Consider the following 17,867-nt stretch of genomic DNA (forward strand, 5'->3'; position numbering starts at 1 on the left):
ATAATGAATTCACGGAAATTAGAGATTTTAGTTGGCTTTTTTGTCGCATTAGGCATTTTAGCGTTTGCAATGTTAGCACTTAAAGTGGCTAATTCGGGTATTAGCGGGTCGGGCGAAACCTACACGCTAAATGCAAAGTTTGAAAATATCGGCTCACTTAAAGCGCGTGCACCGGTAAAAGTTGGCGGTGTAGTGATTGGCCGTGTTGAATCTATTTATGTACACCCACAGGAGTTTTTGCCTGTGGTAAATATGACGATAGATGCACAGTATTTATGTCGTTTTTCAGATACTAGCTCAATCTCAATTTTAACATCGGGTATTTTAGGGGAGCAGTACTTAGGTATTCACCCTGTTATTTCTCCTAATGCAGCAGAGCAGCGCTGTTTAGGTGAGACAGTGACCGAAAACGCACAAGATCAAGCAATCGATGAGTTATTTGGCGTAGAGAGCAAAGCGTTAGGTGATGGTGATTCAATCACAGATACTAAGTCTGCACTTGTTTTAGAAGAGTTAATTGGGCAGTTTTTATTCAACCAAGGTAGTGAGTAATTATTATGTTGAAACAGTTTTTAGCCGTTATTGCACTTAGTGCAACCCTAGCTGTGCAAAGTGTTAGCGCAGCCGAAGTTAAACTGACAGATCCTAACAAGATGGTGCGTCAGGTAGCAGAGCATACATTTGAGCGCATTAAAAAAGATCAACCGCTTATCACTAAAGATAAAGAGCACCTTCGTGTTATTGTAGAAGAAGAGCTGATGCCTTACATAGACTACAAATATGCAGCACTTCGTGTGTTGGGTAGTGAAGTGTCTAAAGTGCGTGCAATTACCGATGAAGCCGAAAAAGCCAAAGCAATTAAAGATATCCAAGAATTTATTGGCGCGTTTAGAAGCTATTTAGTTGCTACTTACGCGGGGGTATTTACTCAATACACTGACCAACATGTAGAATTTGGCGCAGAGCAGCCATTTAAAGGCAAAGATGTAGTTGTAGTAAAAACTAAAATTACAGAAGATGGCAAACCTGACATAAAAATTGATTTTAAAGTACGTGAAGATCGCAGCGGCGAGTGGCGCGCATACGATATGATTGCAGAAGGAATTAGCTTACTCGATGCAAAACAAAGTGAGCTACAAGGTATTTTACGCCAGCAAGGTATTGCACACGTAAGCAAATTACTAGAGCAAAAGAGCCAGTTACCTGTGCAATTTAGAGGCAACAACAGCAATGACTAAATTGGCAATTAGCCAAGTAGATGAGCAGCACTATAGGGTAAGTGGTGAACTTACCCGCAGCTCAATTGGCAATGAACAGCTTCTGAACGCCAAGTCATTAAGTAAGCATAAAACCATCTATTTTGACCTTTGTGAGGTAATGAGGGTTGACACAGCGGGCTTAGCTTGGTTAATTCACTCTTTTGCTGAATTTAAGCAACAGGGCACACGCCTTGAATTGCAAAATCCACCTGAGCAATTGCAAAATTTAATGCAGTTGGGTCAGGTAACAACTTTATTTGAGTGAGAGTTATGGAAACTAGCCAAGTCGAAACATTATTACGCGACGAACTTCAATTATCTGAAGTAAAAGTAAAAGCCAATGGTAGCCATTATGAAGTAATTGCAGTAGGTGAGTGCTTTGACGGTTTAAGCCGCGTTAAAAAGCAACAGCTAGTTTATGGCCCATTAATGAATACTATTTCAGACGGTACAATTCACGCTGTATCAATTCGTGCATTTACGCCAACTGAGTGGAAGCGTGAACAAAAATTTATTTTACCTCAATAGTTAAGGCCTCTTAATGGATCAGTTTGTAATTCAAGGTGGCACTTCACTTGCGGGTGAAGTAACTATTTCTGGCGCTAAAAATGCCGCATTACCAATTTTGTTTGCCGCACTGCTTGCCGATGGTAAAAGTACATTTACGAATGTTCCTCGCCTTCGCGATATTGTGACCACTGAGGCGCTTTTAAGCACCTTAGGCGCAACTGTAAATTGGCAAGGCGATACACTGTATATTGATGGCGCGACCGTTAATAAAACGCTTGCTCCTTATGATTTAGTTAAGCAAATGCGTGCCTCTGTTTTGGCTCTAGGGCCTTTAGTAGCGCGTTTTGGTGAGGCGCAGGTATCGCTACCTGGTGGCTGTGCTATAGGTGCACGTCCGGTTGATATACATATTCAAGGTTTAGAGCGCATGGGCGCACAAATAAACGTTGAAAACGGTTATATCAATGCAAAGGTAGAAGGCCGCCTTAAAGGCGCTGAAATTTTCATGGAAATGGTCAGTGTTGGCGCAACCGAAAACTTACTAATGGCCGCAGCACTTGCCGATGGTAAAACGGTGCTTGAAAACGCAGCACGCGAGCCCGAAATTATTGACCTTGCCAATTGCCTAATTGCTATGGGTGCAAAAATTACTGGTGCAGGTACAAGCCGTATAGAAATTGACGGCGTAGAGCGTTTAGGCGGCTGTGAGCACAGCATTTTACCTGATCGCATTGAAACGGGCACTTTTTTAGTTGCAGCAGCGATGGCTGCAGGTGAAGTACTTTGTAAAAAAACAGATTTTCATTCACTTGAGCCTGTTATTGAAAAATTACGTGCCGCAAATGCATTAGTTGAAGTAAACGATGACAGCATTTATTTAGATATGCGTAATCGTGAGCTCAAAGCCGTTAATATTAAAACCATGCCACACCCTGGTTTTCCAACCGACATGCAAGCGCAGTTCACCGCGTTAAATGTAGTGGCTAATGGTAGTGCAACAATTACCGAAACCATTTTTGAAAACCGCTTTATGCACGTACCAGAGTTACAACGCATGGGCGCTAATATTCGTTTAGAAGGGCACACCGCTATTTGTGGTGAAACGCAAAGTTTAAGTGGCGCACAAGTAATGGCAACCGATTTACGCGCCTCTGCAAGCTTAATTTTAACCGGTATTGTGGCGCAAGGTGAAACGGTAGTCGATCGTATTTACCACGTAGACCGAGGCTATCAACGCATTGAAGATAAACTCAGTGGCTTAGGTGCCAATATTAAGCGCAGAAGTAGCTAATACCCATTCGCAATAATATTTATTCGCTTTGAGGTGAGAGCACACTTGCTCCTAAATTAAGCGCGCTGAGTTAAACACAGTTTACTTTAGACATAAAAAAAGGTCGGATACGCGTATTGCTATCCGACCTTTTTATTGCCATTTTGGTTAGAGTTTAGTTTCGAGCTCTGCAACTCTAACCATTATTTTTTCTACTTTACCGTTTCGGTACAGCTCAAATTCTATTTCTTTACCGGGCTGTGTATTGCCTATTTTTTCGAGTACTTTTTGCGGGTTGGCCACACTTAACCCTGCAATTTTAATAACGATGTCTTGCTCTTCAATGCCAGCTTGCCATGCAGGGCCTAATGGGTCTAAATTGGTGATGCGCATACCAGCAACCTCAGTAAGGCTGTCGTTTACCTCTTTGCCCGTGCTATCTACAGCGGTGCCTTCAAAGCCTAAATAGCCACGTACTACACGGCCATGGCGTATTAGCTTTGCCATTACTTCTTTAGCGAGCGAATAGGGAACAGCAAAAAATATTCCTTGGATATTAAGATTTTCACGAGTTTTAAACTGCGCAGACGTGATCCCCACTAAATCACCATTTGAATTAACCAAAGCACCGCCAGAGTTACCTACATTTATAGCAGCATCCATTTGCAGTAAGTTGTTATACGGGCTATCGGTAATTTTTTGTTTACCGGTGGCACTAATTATACCTTGGGTGATGGTTTGCCCTAAATTGAGTGGGTTACCAATGGCCAGCACTACATCACCTACACTGGTGGTGTAATTATCGTTTACGGGGATCACTGGCAGGTGGTCGGCGTTAATTTTTAATAAGGCTAAATCGGTAATGGTGTCAAAGCCAATTAACTGCACATCAAAAAAGCGTCGGCCATCGGTTAATATAACCAAGATTTGATCTGCATTATTTATAACGTGGTAGTTAGTTAATATGTAGCCATCTTGCGCCATAATTACGCCAGAGCCAAGCTCTTGAACGGTGTTTTGTTGCTTATAGCGAGGCTCTTTAGAAATGCTTTCTGAAAAAATAGTCACTACCGACGGTGCAGCACGCTTAACAGCGTCAGCAAAACTAAGGTGATTCGAGCTCATAGCACTGGGCAAGGGAACATTAGGTAGTAAAGAGGCGCGCATATTAGGGCTGAAAAAAACCACTAAAAAAGCGATACCTAAACCGACAAACAAAGGGGGAAGTACAAATTTTAGTAATTTCAGCACGAGATTCTTATTGTTAGTGAGCAATTCTTTATGATGGCACAAAAAAAATAACAGCGGCAAGTGCTGCTGTTATTTTTATTGCTTATTTATAACGTGTTACTTATTGGATAAGTACAAAGATAGACTCTCTGCCACGTTTAACGCCAAGTACAATATTACCTTGGGTATCTTCGATAATTTTGTTCATTTGACGAATGTTTTCTACGCGTTGGCGGTTAACTTGTACAATCACATCACCTTCTTCAAGGCCAACACGTGCAGAAGGAGAACGCGGATCTACTGTGGCGACTTCAATACCTTTAGTGCCATTTTTTTGCACGTTTTCAAGCGTCGCACCTTGGAATGCAGGATGCAGTTCATCGCCTGCGGCGGTTACACCCGATGCACCATCAAGCGTTACTTTAATGGTTTTTACTTTGCCATCGCGGTAAATACCTAATTTAACTTCGCGTCCTTCACCTAACGTTGCTATTTTACTGCGCAGCTCGTGGAAGCCACTAATATCGCTGCCATTAATACTAATAATAACATCGCCAGCTTTAATACCTGCTTTGCTTGCTGCGGTATCATCCATTACTTGCATAACGTAAGCACCTTGTTTAACGTCAAGTTGCTGTGCTTTTGCAAGGCCTGCATCAAGTGGGCGGCCAGAAATACCCAGTGAGCCACGGCGAACTTCGCCATGTTCGATAATTTGGTCAACTAAGTTTTTCATCATATTTGATGGAATGGCAAAGCCAATACCAACATTTCCACCCGAGGCACCTAAAATAGCAGTATTAATACCAATGAGTTCACCATTTAGGTTAACTAAAGCGCCTCCTGAGTTACCTTGGTTAATAGCTGCATCGGTTTGAATAAAGTCTTCATAGCCTTCAATATTTAAACCACTACGCCCTAATGCACTTACAATGCCCGAGGTTACTGTATGGCTTAAACCAAATGGATTACCAATTGCTACTGCAAAGTCGCCGACACGCAATTTATCTGAATTTGCCAGTTTAACTTCGGTTAAGTCATCTGCATCTATTTGTAATAGCGCAATATCAGACTCTTTATCGGTACCAATTTTGGTGGCTTCAAATTCACGGCCGTCTTCTAGCGTTACCACCATTTTTTCGGCATCTTGAATTACGTGGTTATTTGTTACTACATAGCCTTCGTCGGCATCAATAATAACCCCTGAGCCTAAACCGCTAAATTGGCGCTTTTGACTACGAGGTTGAGGGTTACCAAAAAAGTATTCAAGCGGGTCTGCACGGCGGCGCACTTCTTTTGAGCCAGAAACCTGAATGCTCACAACGCCAGGGGTAATTTGCTCAAGCATAGGCGCAAGTGTGGGTAATTGTTGGCCGTTAACTGCAATAGGCAGTTTTGCATAAGAGGCCATTGGGCTTAGTAATAAGCTTGTAGATAAGATTGCAGCACTAATAAGTGATAATTTCATTTTCATAGTCAGGGTGTACTCCACATCACAGGAAAAGCAAAAAGGCTGCATAAGCAGCCTTTTCGAATTTAAATATAAAGCTGTTACATTTAAAGACTATGGGGTCAAAAAAAAGTTCCTCAAGATAGTACTAACATTTTAGCGTGCTCAGTATGTTAAGAGGCTTTTGCAGGTTTTGTATCGCCATTTTGCCCTGCAAATAAACCAGACTCACCCGAGACGTAATCGGCAGGTTGTGCTTGTGCAGATGAACGGTCAACCTCGCGCTCTTTTAAAGACGCTTGTAATTGCTCTGTTGTTTCTTTAGAGAAAAACGGCTCGCTAGGTGCTTTGTTTTTATCATCAAGTAAGAGTTGATTGGTTTCTTCAACATGGCTGAGTAGTTGGTCGTAGTTTTCTTTCATTTTATTCACAAGCTTACCTGTGCTTGCTAAATGATCGGCCACATCTTGGCGATACTGCTCAAGCGCGTTTTGTGCTTGCTCGGCTTGTTCTTTTAATTCATCTTGCTTAAATTGCTTTTTAGTAACGAATGCACCAACAAAAAATGCCACTACAGCAGTAATAATAATTAAACCTACCCACGTAACTGTGCCCATAACTTTACCCCTTTGGGAAAAAATATCTAATAATGCCTGATTCAAATATAAATCATCCTGTGGGTAATATACCCCGAGTTAAGATGCGTGTTAATATGTTGTGCAAATTAAACTGTGTTTAAAATGTAATTAGATATGACTCCTTGGCAAACTTACCAGCAAGATCTTAAGCGCGATGACTTTGTACATGACCAAGCACAAGAAAATGCAGTGCGCCATTTACAACGTTTATACGATGACCTCACAAGTAAAAAACCACAGCAACAAGGCTTTTTTGCAAAGTTGTTTAATAAAAGCGAACCAGAGCCTATCAAAGGGCTTTATTTTTGGGGTGGTGTAGGGCGTGGTAAAACCTATTTAGTAGATACCTTTTACGAAGCGCTGCCAGGTGAGCGTAAAATGCGCGTGCATTTTCATCGCTTTATGCACCGAGTTCACGATGAACTAAAAAAGCTAAATAATAAAAGCAATCCACTGGAAATTGTTGCCGACATATTTAAAGCCGAAACCGATATCATCTGCTTTGATGAATTCTTTGTTCAAGATATTACAGATGCCATGTTACTCGGCGGCTTAATGCAGGCATTATTTGCACGCAATATAGTATTAGTCGCTACCTCTAATATAGTACCTGATGATTTATATAAAAACGGCTTACAGCGTGCGCGTTTTGTTCCGGCCATTGAACTGGTAAAAGCGAACACAGAAATAGTAAATGTAGACTCTGGTATTGATTATCGCTTGCGTACACTTGAGCAAGCCGAAATATTTCACAGCCCATTAGATGAGCAAGCCGATAAAAACTTATTTGAATATTTTGATAAGCTCTCGCCAGAGGCGGGGGAGCTTGAGCAACCCATAGAAATAGAGGGACGCTTAATCAACACACGCAAAGTGGCTAAGTGTGTAGTGATGTTTGAATTTAGCGAATTGTGCGAAACCGCACGTAGCCAAGTCGACTACATGGAAATTAGCCGCTTATATAACACTGTTATTATTTCTAATGTTAAACAGCTTGGACAAAATAATGATGATGCAGCTAGGCGCTTTATCGCTTTAGTGGATGAGTTTTACGAACGCCATGTAACATTAATTATTTCGGCTGAAAAACCGATCACGCAGCTTTATACCCAAGGCAATCTTCACTTTGAATTTAAGCGCTGCATTAGCCGCCTGCAAGAAATGCAGTCTTTAGAGTATTTAGCAAAAGAGCATTTAGCATAGCGCTAATACGACTGTATCGACTCTTTAAAGTGGCCTTATTGTTGTTTTTATATAAATGCATAAGTTTTTGTAATTTTCTTGTGGAAAAAACAACCGCTCGGTAGCAATGTGTTTTAAGTGCTGGTATACTCCCGCGTCTGCCACGTTGCGTTCTATGTCCTCATATAGTTTAGCCACTTGTGAGCGGCGCTAAAGTCTAAAACTCGAAGGGGTTATAGCATACTTAGAGCGGTAGTTAATAATAACTGCCTGTGGTTTTAATTGAAAAACATTGGATTTTTATAAATGAAAACGTTTGTTGCTAAACCAGAAACAGTAAAACGTGACTGGTACGTAGTTGACGCTGAAGGTAAAACTTTAGGTCGCATCGCTACTGAAATCGCTCATCGCCTACGCGGTAAGCACAAAGCTGAATACACTCCACACGTAGATACTGGTGATTACATCATCGTTATCAACGCTGAGAAAGTTACTGTAACTGGTAACAAATTCAAAGATAAAGTGTACTACGCTCATACTGGTTTCCCAGGTGGTCTTAAGTCTACTACTTTTGATAAACTTCAAGCTGCAAAGCCTGAAATGATCATCGAAAAAGCTGTTAAAGGCATGTTGCCACGTGGTCCTTTAGGCCGCGCTATGTACCGTAAACTTAAAGTTTACGCAGGTACTGAGCACAACCATGCTGCACAACAGCCTCAGGTTCTAGACATTTAAGGAGCACTATCATGGCAAATCAATACTACGGTACAGGTCGTCGTAAAAGTTCAAGTGCTCGCGTATTCTTACGCCCAGGCACTGGTAACATCGTAATCAACAAGCGCTCTTTAGAAGAGTACTTTGGTCGCGAAACAGCACGCATGGTTGTTCGTCAAGCTCTTGAGCTTGTTGACATGACTGAAAAATTTGACCTTCACATCACCGTTGCCGGTGGTGGTACAACTGGTCAAGCTGGTGCTATCCGTCACGGTATCACTCGTGCACTTATGGAGTTTGACGAGTCATTACGTCCACAACTTCGTAAAGCAGGTTTTGTTACACGTGATGCACGTAAAGTTGAACGTAAGAAAGTGGGTCTTAAGAAAGCGCGTAAGCGTCCACAGTTCTCAAAACGTTAATTTTTACGTTATCAAGAATTCAAAAACCCAGCTTATGCTGGGTTTTTTGTTTTTGGCATTAAAATTTAAGTACTTACCTACCTCAAGCCCGCTTTTTTAAGGCTAGGCGCTGATCATATTTTATAAATACTGCGTATTTAATGTACGAAAGCTTTAAAATACCCATTTCGCTGCAAAAAAGTTAAATAATTATCGCAATTAGTGTAAATCCATCAGTTAATTGGTGGAATTTTTTGCTACAATTGGCTGGCAAGTAGTATGAGCAAGTTCAACATCACCATGTACAGTTTATCTGTTTCCTCGTAGTGGGGTTGATCTTGGTCAGTATATTGTTTTTACAGAAGCGCTATTATAGTCATTCGGCTTTATTCTCGAGCTTACTTTATCAAACTATTGATCAAGTCGGGTTATTCGAGCGTGAGGCTGTGAATAACCTTGTTTTAATCAAGGGTTTTAATTATGATCGCTTCTATTTTAAAAATTTCGAAAAATTAACCTGCTGTAACTGATGTTCTCAATATAGCAAGTGTTGAGAATCATAGTGGAGATAAGTGGATGAGCAATGCGCCTGTAGACAATGGCCGACGTCGCTTTTTAACCATAGCTACCTCTGTTGTAGGTGGTGTTGGTGCGGCTGGGGCTGCTGTTCCTTTTATTGCGTCTTGGAATCCAAGTGAGCGAGCTAAATCTGCGGGTGCGCCTGTAGAAGTAGATATCAGCAAACTTGAGCCAGGACAATTAATACGTGTCGAGTGGCGTGGTAAACCTGTATGGGTTGTATCACGTACCCCTAAAATGCTTGAGCAGATGAAAGAACATGAAGGTCAACTTCGTGATCCGCAATCGCAAGAGCCACAACAACTAGAATCATCAACAAATGATTACCGTTCATTACGCCCAGAGATTTTTGTCGCTGTTGGTATTTGTACGCATTTAGGGTGTTCTCCAGGCTTTTTCCAAGGTAACTTTAGTGAAAAAGTTGAAGGGACAGATGATGGTTTTTACTGTCCATGTCACGGTTCTAAATTTGATATGGCTGGGCGAGTATTTCAATCAGTTCCTGCACCATTGAACTTAGAAGTACCACCTTATACTTTTCTTGATGAAACCACTATTTTAGTGGGCGAAGAAAAAGGGGTAGCCTAATGTTTGGTAAAATTGTTAGTTGGATTGACGACCGTATCCCAATGACACGTGTTTGGAACATGCACATTGCACAGTATCCAGCACCTAAAAACTTTAACTTCTGGTACTTTTTTGGCTCACTAGCCATGTTAGTACTAGTAAACCAAATACTTACAGGTATTTGGTTAACGATGAACTTTGTTCCCTCTTCTGAAGGCGCTTTCGCATCAGTAGAGTACATCATGCGTGATGTTGAATACGGTTGGTTATTACGTTATTTACACTCAACGGGTGCATCTGCGTTTTTCATCGTTGTTTATATGCATATGTTCCGTGGCATGATCTACGGCTCTTACCAAAAACCACGTGAATTACTGTGGTTGTTCGGTATGTTTATTTTCTTAGCATTAATGGCTGAAGCCTTCATGGGTTACTTACTACCATGGGGTCAAATGTCGTTCTGGGGTGCGCAGGTAATCATTTCGTTATTCGGGGCTATTCCGGTAATTGGTGATGACTTAACACTTTGGATCCGTGGTGACTACGTAATATCGGGTGCAACGCTTAACCGCTTCTTTGCATTACACGTTATTGCACTACCATTGGTTATTGTAATTTTAGTGTTCTTACACATTGTTGCGCTACACGAAGTGGGCTCTAACAACCCTGACGGTGTTGAAATAAAACGCAAAAAAGGCACTGTGGCTGAAGAAGATAAGTCTAAATTTAAATTCCACGAGTATTACACTGACAAAAAAGACATTGTTGATGCGATACCGTTCCACCCGTACTACACAGTAAAAGATATTGTGGGCGTGGTTGGTTTCTTAATCTTGTTCTGTTGGGTTGTATTCTTTATGCCTGCGATGAATGGTTTCTTCCTAGAAGCGCCAAACTTTGAAGCAGCAAACCCACTTAAAACACCAGAGCACATTTTCCCAGTTTGGTACTTTACGCCATTCTATGCAATCTTACGTGCAATCCCTGATAAGCTTATCGGTGTTGCGGCAATGGGTGCGTCAATTGTGGTACTCGCATTGTTACCGTGGATTGACCGTGGTCGTGTTAAATCGGTTCGTTACCGTTGTGGTTTCCACAAATGGAACATTGCAGGTTTCGTTGTAACTTTCGTTCTTTTAGGTTGGGTGGGTGCAACTCCACAAACTGATATGAAAACGATAATTTCTCAAATCTGTACTGTGACTTACTTTATGTTCTTCGTACTGTTATTTATATACAGTAAGAATGAAAAAACTAAGCCATTGCCTGAGAGGTTAACGAAATGATGAAAAAGCTACTTATTGGTGTATTTGCTTTATCAGTAAACTTGCTGCCAAACATGGTTATGGCTGCGGGTCCTTCGGTTCCTCTTATGGAAGCGGGTAACGATATATCTGATCAGCCTTCTTTGCAGCGCGGCGCAAAGTTGTTCATGAACTACTGTCTTGGTTGTCACCAAATGCAGTATCAACGTTATGAACGTACTTTCCGTGATATTGGTATTCCAACCGAGCTTGGCAAAGAGCAATTGATTTTTGATGGTTCAAAAGTAGGTGGCCATATTCTTAACGCTATCGCAAAAGAAGATGCTGCTAAATGGTTTGGTGCGGCTCCGCCGGATCTAACCAATGTGGCGCGTGTGCGTGGCAGTGATTGGATTTACACTTACTTAAAATCGTTTTATAAAGATGAATCTCGTCCGTTTGGCGTAAATAATACGTTATTCCCATCGGTGGGTATGCCACATGTTCTTCAAGAACTACAAGGTTTACCAACACCTATCATTGAAGAAGTTGAACAACATGGTCAAACAGTGACTAAAGTTGTTGGTACTGAAACAGATGGTAAGGGCGAATTAAGCGTTGATGAATACGATCAAGCGGTTCGTGATTTAACGAATTTCTTAGAGTATGTAGGTGAACCTACACGCCTTGAGTCAGAAGCGTTAGGTATTAAGGTAATTGGATTTTTAGTTATCCTGTTTATCTTGGCATTTATGCTTAAGAAAGAATACTGGAGAGATGTTCATTAATTTGAGCATTTTACAAGGTAATTTTGCAATAGGGGCTTAAGCCCCTATTGCTGTTTTAGTTATTTAATGGAGGTATAGGCATGGCCGTAGCTGCCAATAAGCGCCCTGTAATGACCCTTTTTTCTGGTGCTAACTGTATGTATAGCCACCAAGTACGTATTGTACTTGCAGAAAAAGGTGTAAGTGTAGATATTCATTTGGCTGAAAAGGATAACTTGCCAGAGGCACTTCACGAAATTAACCCTTACGGTACAGTACCCACACTGATTGACCGTGAGCTTGGCTTATATCAGGCAAACATCATCATGGAATACCTTGATGAACGTTTCCCTCATCCTCCACTAATGCCTGTGTATCCGGTAATGCGTGGTCGTAGCCGTTTAATGATGCACCGTATTGATACTGATTGGTACAGCCTTGCTGAAAAAATCATTAACAATACAGCAGATGCTGCACAAGCTCGTAAAGAGTTAACTGAAGCGTTACTTGCAATTGCACCAATCTTTAACGAAGCTCCATACTTTATGAGTGAAGAGTTTAGCTTAGTAGATTGTTATTTAGCACCACTATTATGGCGTTTACCAGAGTTTGGTATTGAGCTTAATGGCTCTGGCGCTAAAGAGCTAAAAGAGTACATGATCCGCTTATTTGAGCGTGAGTCATTCCAAGCTTCTTTAACTGAAGCAGAGCGTGAGATCCGTTTATAATGACGCCTAATCGTCCTTATTTACTACGTGCTTTTTTTGATTGGATCGTAGATAACGACTGCACACCACATTTAGTGGTTGATGCGCAGTACCCAGCAGTACAAGTGCCTACGCAGTTTGTACAAGATGGCCAAATAGTGCTTAATATTAGCCCTTCTGCCGTTACTGGGTTTTCGTTAGATATGGAACAACTAAGCTTTAATGCGCGCTTTGGCGGACAGCCAATGCAAGTATATGTGCCTTTAGGTGCGGTGCTTGCTATTTACGCGCGTGAAAATGGCGAAGGAACAGTCTTTACTGCAGATGAGTTTTTAGAGGACGAAGACGATTTTGCACCTGACCTTGAAAGTGTGGAAACATCAGATGAAATTATTGATGAGACCCCGCCAGAAAAGCCAGAAAAGAAAAAAGGCTCACATTTACGCGTTATCAAGTAACGCTTAAATACAAAAAAACCGCTAATTAAGCGGTTTTTTTATGTGCCCATAAACGGCTTTTTATGTATTTTATAAATATTCAAACACTTTAATAACACGCTCTACACCCGATACATTGCGTGCAATGTTAACCGCTTGGTTAGACTCAGATTCAGATACTAATCCCATCAAAAATACTTCAGCGTTTTCGGTCACTACTTTAATATTATTACTCGGTATATCTTTAGCTGTTAAAAGCTGCGCTTTTACTTTAGAGGTTAGCCACGAGTCGTGCGTTTGTGTGGTAATACCAATATTTGAGCCAATTCTAATTTGGTTATGTATTTTACGTATACCTGAGAGCCCCTCAATGCTCTGCTGAGCTTGGTTTTTCATTTCTTGATTGGCAACTTGACCTACTAGTAAAACAATGCCATTAACGCTTATAGCATCTACATTGGCGAACTTTTCTAGTCGTTCAACTTCACTAAGCGCAATACTGGCTTTAATTTCTATATTATTGTCGTCTATTTGCGAGCCAATGGTGCGGCGATCATTTGCTGCTGTTACTGCACCAGCTGTTCCTGCAACCACTGCGGCTGCACAGCCTTGCAGTAAAACAACAGTACCTAAAACAATAAGAGAGCGTTTAAACATAATTTTCATCCTGCGGGAAAAGAGTTAAATCAACCAGTTCACTTAAGCAATGTAAGTTAACTAAGTGAGATTCAATAATGCGGCTAGGGCGCTTAGAAGGCGTACGAATTTCTACATCATTAGGGCCTAATAAGCCAACGAGTTCTCCACCATCGTCACCTACCATCACTATGACCTTCATATCTTTAGTAAGTGCCGCTTCTACAGCAGAAATAATATGTTTTTCGTTGCCATTAATTGCTAACGCAAGCAGTAAATCGCCTTGCTGTGCAAAGGCACGTACTTGGCGAGCAAAGGTATCATGCTCATCTACTTGGCTACTTTGCCCTAAATTGATGTTTTCTTGAGATAGCGCAATAGCAGGTAAACAGGGGCGCTCTGTTTCGTAGTGATTAACTAATACGCCGGCCATGTGCTGCGCTAGCATATGGCAGTTTGCCGTGCCACAGCAAAGGAGTTTGTTACCATTAATTAAACTTTGTGCAATGGTAAATGCCGCAGACTCTAGTGCGCTTGGCAGTACTTCGCCTGCTGCTATTTGTACTTGAATGCTTTCTGTAAAAATTTCTTTAATTGTATCTTGCATAGACTACCAATAATTTATTCGTCATTTTTGTTTGTTGCTGGGCGTTTTACTAATCTGTTTGCGTGGTGTTAAAGTACGCTTTTGATCCAATTTATATTGCCAGAGCCTTCACCTGTAATGGCAACATAGTCGACTCTTATAGGCTGATTAGTTAAGTTTTTTGCTGCCAAGTAGTGATAAATAGTGCGTTTTAATCGTGCTTGTTTTTGTGCGCCAAGGGCATAATTTGCACCGCCTCTCGCATTGTTTTTACGAAACTTAACTTCCACAAATACAAGCGTATCGCCGTGTTTCATAATCACATCAAGCTCACCAAAGGGGCAATAATAATTACGCTCAATAGGCGTAAGCCCTTCACGGATTAAGTATTTTTCTGCTTGGCGTTCATAGTACTGGCCTTTTTCTCGGCTATTTTGCCACAGCTCTTTAAACCACGACATAGCCGCTCCAGATTAATCAAACGTAAGCGTAGTACTTTCGTTGGCTGATTGCATAAATAAAGGCACGGGCTGCTTTGTTTCTAGCTGTACGGCTTTTATGCGTCTATTTGTGTATTGTGCCCAATCAAGCGTACGCTCTATGTGTCCGCTTGTATTGACCGAAAGCTTTCCACTTAAACCTGTAAACTTATTACCGGGCATTACACTCAGTTGCCTAATGTCGCTTAGCACCGACACGGCATCGTAAGCCATTGCAAATAGGCGTTGGCTTATATCGGCATTTTCAGGCCACAGCGTGTTGTATTGGTTGCGTAAGTTATGTTGTTTAACTGTCGCATTAAGCATCCACGGAAGCTCTGTAAAGTAAAGCCCTTCTAAATCGCCTTTATCGGTGCGATCTATTTGTTTACTATGGCTTTTAGAGCTGGCATAAAGCGGGATTCGCTGTGCAAAAGTACTTACATTTACATCTAAATAAGGTTTTATCAGGCGTGTTTCTATGGCGTCGCCTAAAATGTAAATCGCATCAATATCGCTACGAGAGCGGGTTTCACTTTCTACTTCTTGTTTAAATAAAGACTTAACCGTTTTAATACGCTGCTTAGATTTATCAACCTCTAACAAGCTTGTAATTGTATTTGGCATGTCTTTGTTATCGTTATAAAACCCAATTTGCGGTTTTGTTTCGCTATAGCGCTGCCACTGAATATTAAAGTAATCAACCAAACGCTGACCATTGGCATTATTAGGCGCTAATAACATAGGCTTTTGATAACCTTTAGCTAAAAAGTGCTCCAGCGCTTGCTGCACTTCATGCTCAGGGTTTAAAGCAAAAAAGTAATGTTGCAGCGAGAGTCGCTCACCATCAAATGTATTTAAGTGTAATGTTGGGGTATCAATAAGTGTTTTAGCTTGCGCAAGTTTATCTATATTCGCTTTTAATAATGGCCCAATCACAAAGTCTGGATTAAATTTACTCAGCTGCTCGCTTAGCACTTGGGTTGCAAGGTTCTCATCTATAAAAACAGTGTCGCTAATACTTTGCTTATCAAGCCCTGCCAAAATGCCGGCTTTTAGGGCGTCACCTAAACGCTCATTTGCGCCTGATTGCGGTAAAAGTACAGCTAAACGCTCTATATTAACTGGTGCTAGGTCGGCTAGGGCTTCATCTTGCTCGGGTAAAATAGCTACGGCAGGGTGGCCAGGGTAGCGACGGCGCCAATTATTAATGGCTTGGTCAAGCTCTACACCGCTATTTGCATATACCTGGTGGTACAAAGCTAAGTTAGTCCAACCTTGTTGAATAACAGAGCCACGATTAAAGCGCTCCAGCGCATAAGAAGACAGCTTTGTTAAGTTATCCCAAAGCGCACTTTGCAGAGCAGGGATCTCAATATTGTTTTTATTCGCAGTTTCTGAGGCTCTAAAAAAATAAGGTGCGGCGCGCTTAGGAAAGTTTTGCGATGCATATATGCTAGCAGTTAAATATTGATGCCAAGCAAAGTGTTCAGGCTGTTTAAGCTGGCCATCGAGCGATTGCAAAATAACGAGCGCTTGGTCGTTTTTATTTTGCTGCTTTTGTGCATAAGCAATGTATAAGCGGTTTTGTATTTTATCTACACTTGGGGTTTGCTCAAGCTCATTACAAATGTTTTCAAGTAACGGCCAGCTTTGCTCCGAAATAGCCGCATCACGCGCACTATAAAGCAATTGAATTTTGTCGGCACCGGTACGATTAAGCGCTAATTTATAAATAGCATCGGCACTGGTTGCTTGATTTTGCAGCGCATTCGCACTGGTGTTAATGCTATCGCTATTTTTAGTTGGTTTTTCGGTTGTGCTACAGGCCGATAACCCTGACAATATAATTAATAGACTAACAAGTTTAAGTCGCACAATGATTTCCCAATACGTTAACGCGATTTGCTTATATTACTGACTGACGCAGGAGACCTCAATGTTAAATGAGGAGAATTCACAGAAAATTGGCACTCTTTACATTGTTGCCACCCCAATTGGCAATTTTGACGACTTAAGCCAGCGTGCCATCGCGACATTATCGCAAGTTGACTTAATCGCTGCTGAAGACACGCGCCACACCGGTAAGCTACTAAGCCACTTTGGTATAAAGGCTAAAACCTTTGCATTACATGACCATAACGAAAAACAAAAAGCGCAGCAGATTATTGATTGGCTAAACGAAGGCAAAAATATCGCGCTAGTTTCAGATGCCGGCACGCCGCTGATAAGCGACCCAGGTTATGCCGTGGTAAACCTGTGCCGCGAGCAAGGCGCGCATGTAACACCCGTGCCCGGTGCGTGTGCTGCTATTACTGCAGTGTGTTGCTCAGGCCTGCCAACAGATCGCTTTCAGTTTATTGGCTTTACACCGGCTAAAAGTAAAGCCCGCCAAGATTTTTTCATAGAAGCTGTAAACTCAAGCATTACCAGCATAATGTACGAAAGCACCCACCGTATTATGGCAAGCCTAGATGATTTAGAAGCGGCCTTAGGTAGTGAGCAACAAGTGGTATTTGCAAAAGAGCTTACCAAAACCTTTGAAACCTTTTTTAATGGTAGCGTAAGTGAGTTAAAGCAGTTTTTAACTGATGACCCAACCAAGCAACGCGGCGAAATAGTGCTCATGTTGCCAGGTAAACCCAAGCAAGTAGATGATATACCGCCAGAGGCGCGTAAAATGCTGGCGCTACTTGAAAGCGAAATGCCGATGAAAAAAGCCTGTGGTATTGTTGCTGAATACTTTGGAATGAAGAAAAACGCCCTGTATAAAACAATTATTGACGAAAAAGAGTAAATCTTTACTGCGTACAAGGCACAGCTCATGTATACTGCGCGCCGAGTTAGCCAAGATAATCGCTGCCTGTGACGAAAATGATCAGGGGGAGGAAAGTCCGGGCTCCACAGGGCAGAGTGCCAGCTAACGGCTGGGGGGCGTGAGCCCACGACAAGTGCAGCAGAGAGGAGACCGCCAACCCTCGGGTTGGTAAGGGTGAAAGGGTGCGGTAAGAGCGCACCGGGCCACTGGTAACAGTTGGTTGCAAGGTAAACTCCACTCGGAGCAAGACCAAATAGGGTTCCTTATGGCGTGGCCCACGTTGGAACCGGGTAGGTTGCTTGAGCCATAGAGCGATTTATGGCCTAGACGAATGATTATCACTTTCTTCGGAAAGGACAGAACCCGGCTTATATGGCTAACTCACTCATTCAA

21 protein-coding genes, 1 other RNA gene and 1 pseudogene are annotated in these 17,867 nt (G+C 41.8%); 16 read left to right on the forward strand and 7 right to left on the reverse strand.

Annotated elements, in window-relative coordinates; translation table 11 throughout:
* Positions 1-3: 3 nt before the first annotated feature.
* From mlaD to murA, 5 genes are read left to right on the forward strand one after another with little or no spacing between them, the layout of a single operon-like run.
* Positions 4-552 (forward strand): outer membrane lipid asymmetry maintenance protein MlaD, encoded by a 549-nt coding sequence (gene mlaD / locus PSH54_RS08910; protein ID WP_004589094.1) that lies wholly within the window; start codon positions 4-6, stop codon positions 550-552.
* 5 nt (positions 553-557) lie between these two features.
* Positions 558-1,238: an MlaC/ttg2D family ABC transporter substrate-binding protein gene (locus tag PSH54_RS08915; RefSeq protein WP_121637967.1), complete on the forward strand. Its 681-nt coding sequence runs from the start codon at positions 558-560 to the stop codon at positions 1,236-1,238.
* A complete protein-coding gene (locus PSH54_RS08920; protein WP_024033329.1) occupies positions 1,231-1,524 on the forward strand; it encodes an STAS domain-containing protein in 294 nt (97 codons plus the stop codon). The genes PSH54_RS08915 and PSH54_RS08920 overlap by 8 nt, the downstream gene beginning before the upstream one ends.
* Before the next feature lie 5 nt (positions 1,525-1,529).
* Positions 1,530-1,787, forward strand: a complete 258-nt coding sequence (locus PSH54_RS08925) for a BolA family protein (RefSeq protein WP_004589097.1) — start codon at positions 1,530-1,532, stop codon at positions 1,785-1,787.
* A gap of 13 nt (positions 1,788-1,800) precedes the next feature.
* Positions 1,801-3,060: a UDP-N-acetylglucosamine 1-carboxyvinyltransferase gene (gene murA / locus PSH54_RS08930; RefSeq protein WP_004589098.1), complete on the forward strand. Its 1,260-nt coding sequence runs from the start codon at positions 1,801-1,803 to the stop codon at positions 3,058-3,060.
* 147 nt (positions 3,061-3,207) lie between these two features.
* Here murA and PSH54_RS08935 read toward each other — a convergent pair whose 3' ends face one another.
* From PSH54_RS08935 to PSH54_RS08945, 3 genes are all read right to left on the reverse strand, one after another.
* Positions 3,208-4,290, reverse strand: coding sequence for a trypsin-like peptidase domain-containing protein (locus PSH54_RS08935; protein ID WP_024033328.1), 1,083 nt, complete (start codon positions 4,288-4,290; stop codon positions 3,208-3,210).
* 100 nt (positions 4,291-4,390) lie between these two features.
* Positions 4,391-5,743 (reverse strand): Do family serine endopeptidase, encoded by a 1,353-nt coding sequence (locus PSH54_RS08940; protein WP_004589100.1) that lies wholly within the window; start codon positions 5,741-5,743, stop codon positions 4,391-4,393.
* A gap of 149 nt (positions 5,744-5,892) precedes the next feature.
* The gene (locus PSH54_RS08945; protein ID WP_353683220.1) at positions 5,893-6,309 is read right to left on the reverse strand and encodes a YhcB family protein; all 417 of its coding nucleotides are present in this window, start codon (positions 6,307-6,309) and stop codon (positions 5,893-5,895) included.
* On the opposite strand from PSH54_RS08945, the pseudogene PSH54_RS20830 reads away from it, so the two are divergent.
* From PSH54_RS20830 to PSH54_RS08985, 9 genes and pseudogenes are all read left to right on the forward strand, one after another.
* Positions 6,248-6,376 (forward strand): annotated as a pseudogene (locus tag PSH54_RS20830) (hypothetical protein); the annotation flags it as partial. The gene PSH54_RS08945 and the pseudogene PSH54_RS20830 overlap by 62 nt on opposite strands.
* A 95-nt stretch (positions 6,377-6,471) precedes the next feature.
* Entirely contained in the window at positions 6,472-7,560 is a 1,089-nt protein-coding gene (zapE, locus tag PSH54_RS08950; protein ID WP_273605974.1) for a cell division protein ZapE, read from the forward strand.
* Positions 7,561-7,845: 285 nt separating this feature from the next.
* Positions 7,846-8,274, forward strand: a complete 429-nt coding sequence (gene rplM / locus PSH54_RS08955) for a 50S ribosomal protein L13 (protein ID WP_004589103.1) — start codon at positions 7,846-7,848, stop codon at positions 8,272-8,274.
* 8 nt (positions 8,275-8,282) lie between these two features.
* Entirely contained in the window at positions 8,283-8,675 is a 393-nt protein-coding gene (gene rpsI / locus PSH54_RS08960; protein WP_024600778.1) for a 30S ribosomal protein S9, read from the forward strand.
* A 555-nt stretch (positions 8,676-9,230) separates the two neighbouring features.
* Positions 9,231-9,821: a ubiquinol-cytochrome c reductase iron-sulfur subunit gene (petA, locus tag PSH54_RS08965; RefSeq protein WP_004589105.1), complete on the forward strand. Its 591-nt coding sequence runs from the start codon at positions 9,231-9,233 to the stop codon at positions 9,819-9,821.
* A complete protein-coding gene (locus tag PSH54_RS08970; protein ID WP_004589106.1) occupies positions 9,821-11,086 on the forward strand; it encodes a cytochrome b in 1,266 nt (421 codons plus the stop codon). The genes petA and PSH54_RS08970 overlap by 1 nt, the downstream gene beginning before the upstream one ends.
* Positions 11,083-11,832 (forward strand): cytochrome c1, encoded by a 750-nt coding sequence (locus PSH54_RS08975; RefSeq protein WP_024033324.1) that lies wholly within the window; start codon positions 11,083-11,085, stop codon positions 11,830-11,832. The genes PSH54_RS08970 and PSH54_RS08975 overlap by 4 nt, the downstream gene beginning before the upstream one ends.
* Positions 11,833-11,912: 80 nt before the next feature.
* On the forward strand, positions 11,913-12,539 hold the full coding sequence (sspA, locus tag PSH54_RS08980) for a stringent starvation protein SspA (RefSeq protein ID WP_004589108.1): 627 nt from the start codon (positions 11,913-11,915) through the stop codon (positions 12,537-12,539).
* Positions 12,539-12,976: a ClpXP protease specificity-enhancing factor gene (locus PSH54_RS08985; protein ID WP_004589109.1), complete on the forward strand. Its 438-nt coding sequence runs from the start codon at positions 12,539-12,541 to the stop codon at positions 12,974-12,976. Before sspA ends, PSH54_RS08985 begins: the two co-directional genes overlap by 1 nt.
* Before the next feature lie 69 nt (positions 12,977-13,045).
* On the opposite strand, the gene dolP is transcribed toward PSH54_RS08985, so the two are convergent.
* The 4 genes from dolP to PSH54_RS09005 all read right to left on the reverse strand — a co-directional run bounded on the left by dolP (position 13,046) and on the right by PSH54_RS09005 (position 16,534).
* Positions 13,046-13,612 (reverse strand): division/outer membrane stress-associated lipid-binding lipoprotein, encoded by a 567-nt coding sequence (gene dolP, locus PSH54_RS08990; protein ID WP_004589110.1) that lies wholly within the window; start codon positions 13,610-13,612, stop codon positions 13,046-13,048.
* Positions 13,605-14,198, reverse strand: coding sequence for an SIS domain-containing protein (locus PSH54_RS08995; protein ID WP_004589111.1), 594 nt, complete (start codon positions 14,196-14,198; stop codon positions 13,605-13,607). Before PSH54_RS08995 ends, dolP begins: the two co-directional genes overlap by 8 nt.
* A 68-nt stretch (positions 14,199-14,266) precedes the next feature.
* Complete coding sequence (locus PSH54_RS09000; RefSeq protein ID WP_273605975.1) at positions 14,267-14,638, reverse strand: YraN family protein; 372 nt, start codon at positions 14,636-14,638, stop codon at positions 14,267-14,269.
* A 12-nt stretch (positions 14,639-14,650) separates the two neighbouring features.
* Positions 14,651-16,534: a penicillin-binding protein activator gene (locus PSH54_RS09005; protein ID WP_273605976.1), complete on the reverse strand. Its 1,884-nt coding sequence runs from the start codon at positions 16,532-16,534 to the stop codon at positions 14,651-14,653.
* A gap of 61 nt (positions 16,535-16,595) precedes the next feature.
* Between PSH54_RS09005 and rsmI the strand changes: the two genes are divergently transcribed.
* Together rsmI and rnpB are read left to right on the forward strand one after the other, a co-directional pair.
* On the forward strand, positions 16,596-17,453 hold the full coding sequence (rsmI, locus tag PSH54_RS09010) for a 16S rRNA (cytidine(1402)-2'-O)-methyltransferase (RefSeq protein ID WP_024033320.1): 858 nt from the start codon (positions 16,596-16,598) through the stop codon (positions 17,451-17,453).
* A gap of 43 nt (positions 17,454-17,496) precedes the next feature.
* An RNA gene (rnpB, locus tag PSH54_RS09015) (RNase P RNA component class A) lies at positions 17,497-17,861 on the forward strand.
* Positions 17,862-17,867: the final 6 nt, after the last annotated feature.

The sequence above is a fragment of the Pseudoalteromonas sp. Angola-30 genome, from assembly GCF_028599215.1.
Lineage (GTDB): Bacteria > Pseudomonadota > Gammaproteobacteria > Enterobacterales > Alteromonadaceae > Pseudoalteromonas > Pseudoalteromonas atlantica.

What these genes read in the sequence shown, in the direction of transcription:
- mlaD (WP_004589094.1), top strand. Translation starts at nt 4, where the DNA reads ATGAATTCACGGAAATTAGAGATTTTAGTTGGCTTTTTTGTCGCATTA.
- PSH54_RS08915 (WP_121637967.1), top strand. Translation starts at nt 558, where the DNA reads ATGTTGAAACAGTTTTTAGCCGTTATTGCACTTAGTGCAACCCTAGCT.
- PSH54_RS08920 (WP_024033329.1), top strand. Translation starts at nt 1,231, where the DNA reads ATGACTAAATTGGCAATTAGCCAAGTAGATGAGCAGCACTATAGGGTA.
- PSH54_RS08925 (WP_004589097.1), top strand. Translation starts at nt 1,530, where the DNA reads ATGGAAACTAGCCAAGTCGAAACATTATTACGCGACGAACTTCAATTA.
- murA (WP_004589098.1), top strand. Translation starts at nt 1,801, where the DNA reads ATGGATCAGTTTGTAATTCAAGGTGGCACTTCACTTGCGGGTGAAGTA.
- PSH54_RS08940 (WP_004589100.1), bottom strand. Translation starts at nt 5,743, where the DNA reads ATGAAAATGAAATTATCACTTATTAGTGCTGCAATCTTATCTACAAGC.
- zapE (WP_273605974.1), top strand. Translation starts at nt 6,472, where the DNA reads ATGACTCCTTGGCAAACTTACCAGCAAGATCTTAAGCGCGATGACTTT.
- rplM (WP_004589103.1), top strand. Translation starts at nt 7,846, where the DNA reads ATGAAAACGTTTGTTGCTAAACCAGAAACAGTAAAACGTGACTGGTAC.
- petA (WP_004589105.1), top strand. Translation starts at nt 9,231, where the DNA reads ATGAGCAATGCGCCTGTAGACAATGGCCGACGTCGCTTTTTAACCATA.
- PSH54_RS08970 (WP_004589106.1), top strand. Translation starts at nt 9,821, where the DNA reads ATGTTTGGTAAAATTGTTAGTTGGATTGACGACCGTATCCCAATGACA.
- PSH54_RS08975 (WP_024033324.1), top strand. Translation starts at nt 11,083, where the DNA reads ATGATGAAAAAGCTACTTATTGGTGTATTTGCTTTATCAGTAAACTTG.
- sspA (WP_004589108.1), top strand. Translation starts at nt 11,913, where the DNA reads ATGGCCGTAGCTGCCAATAAGCGCCCTGTAATGACCCTTTTTTCTGGT.
- PSH54_RS08985 (WP_004589109.1), top strand. Translation starts at nt 12,539, where the DNA reads ATGACGCCTAATCGTCCTTATTTACTACGTGCTTTTTTTGATTGGATC.
- dolP (WP_004589110.1), bottom strand. Translation starts at nt 13,612, where the DNA reads ATGTTTAAACGCTCTCTTATTGTTTTAGGTACTGTTGTTTTACTGCAA.
- PSH54_RS08995 (WP_004589111.1), bottom strand. Translation starts at nt 14,198, where the DNA reads ATGCAAGATACAATTAAAGAAATTTTTACAGAAAGCATTCAAGTACAA.
- PSH54_RS09000 (WP_273605975.1), bottom strand. Translation starts at nt 14,638, where the DNA reads ATGTCGTGGTTTAAAGAGCTGTGGCAAAATAGCCGAGAAAAAGGCCAG.
- rsmI (WP_024033320.1), top strand. Translation starts at nt 16,596, where the DNA reads ATGTTAAATGAGGAGAATTCACAGAAAATTGGCACTCTTTACATTGTT.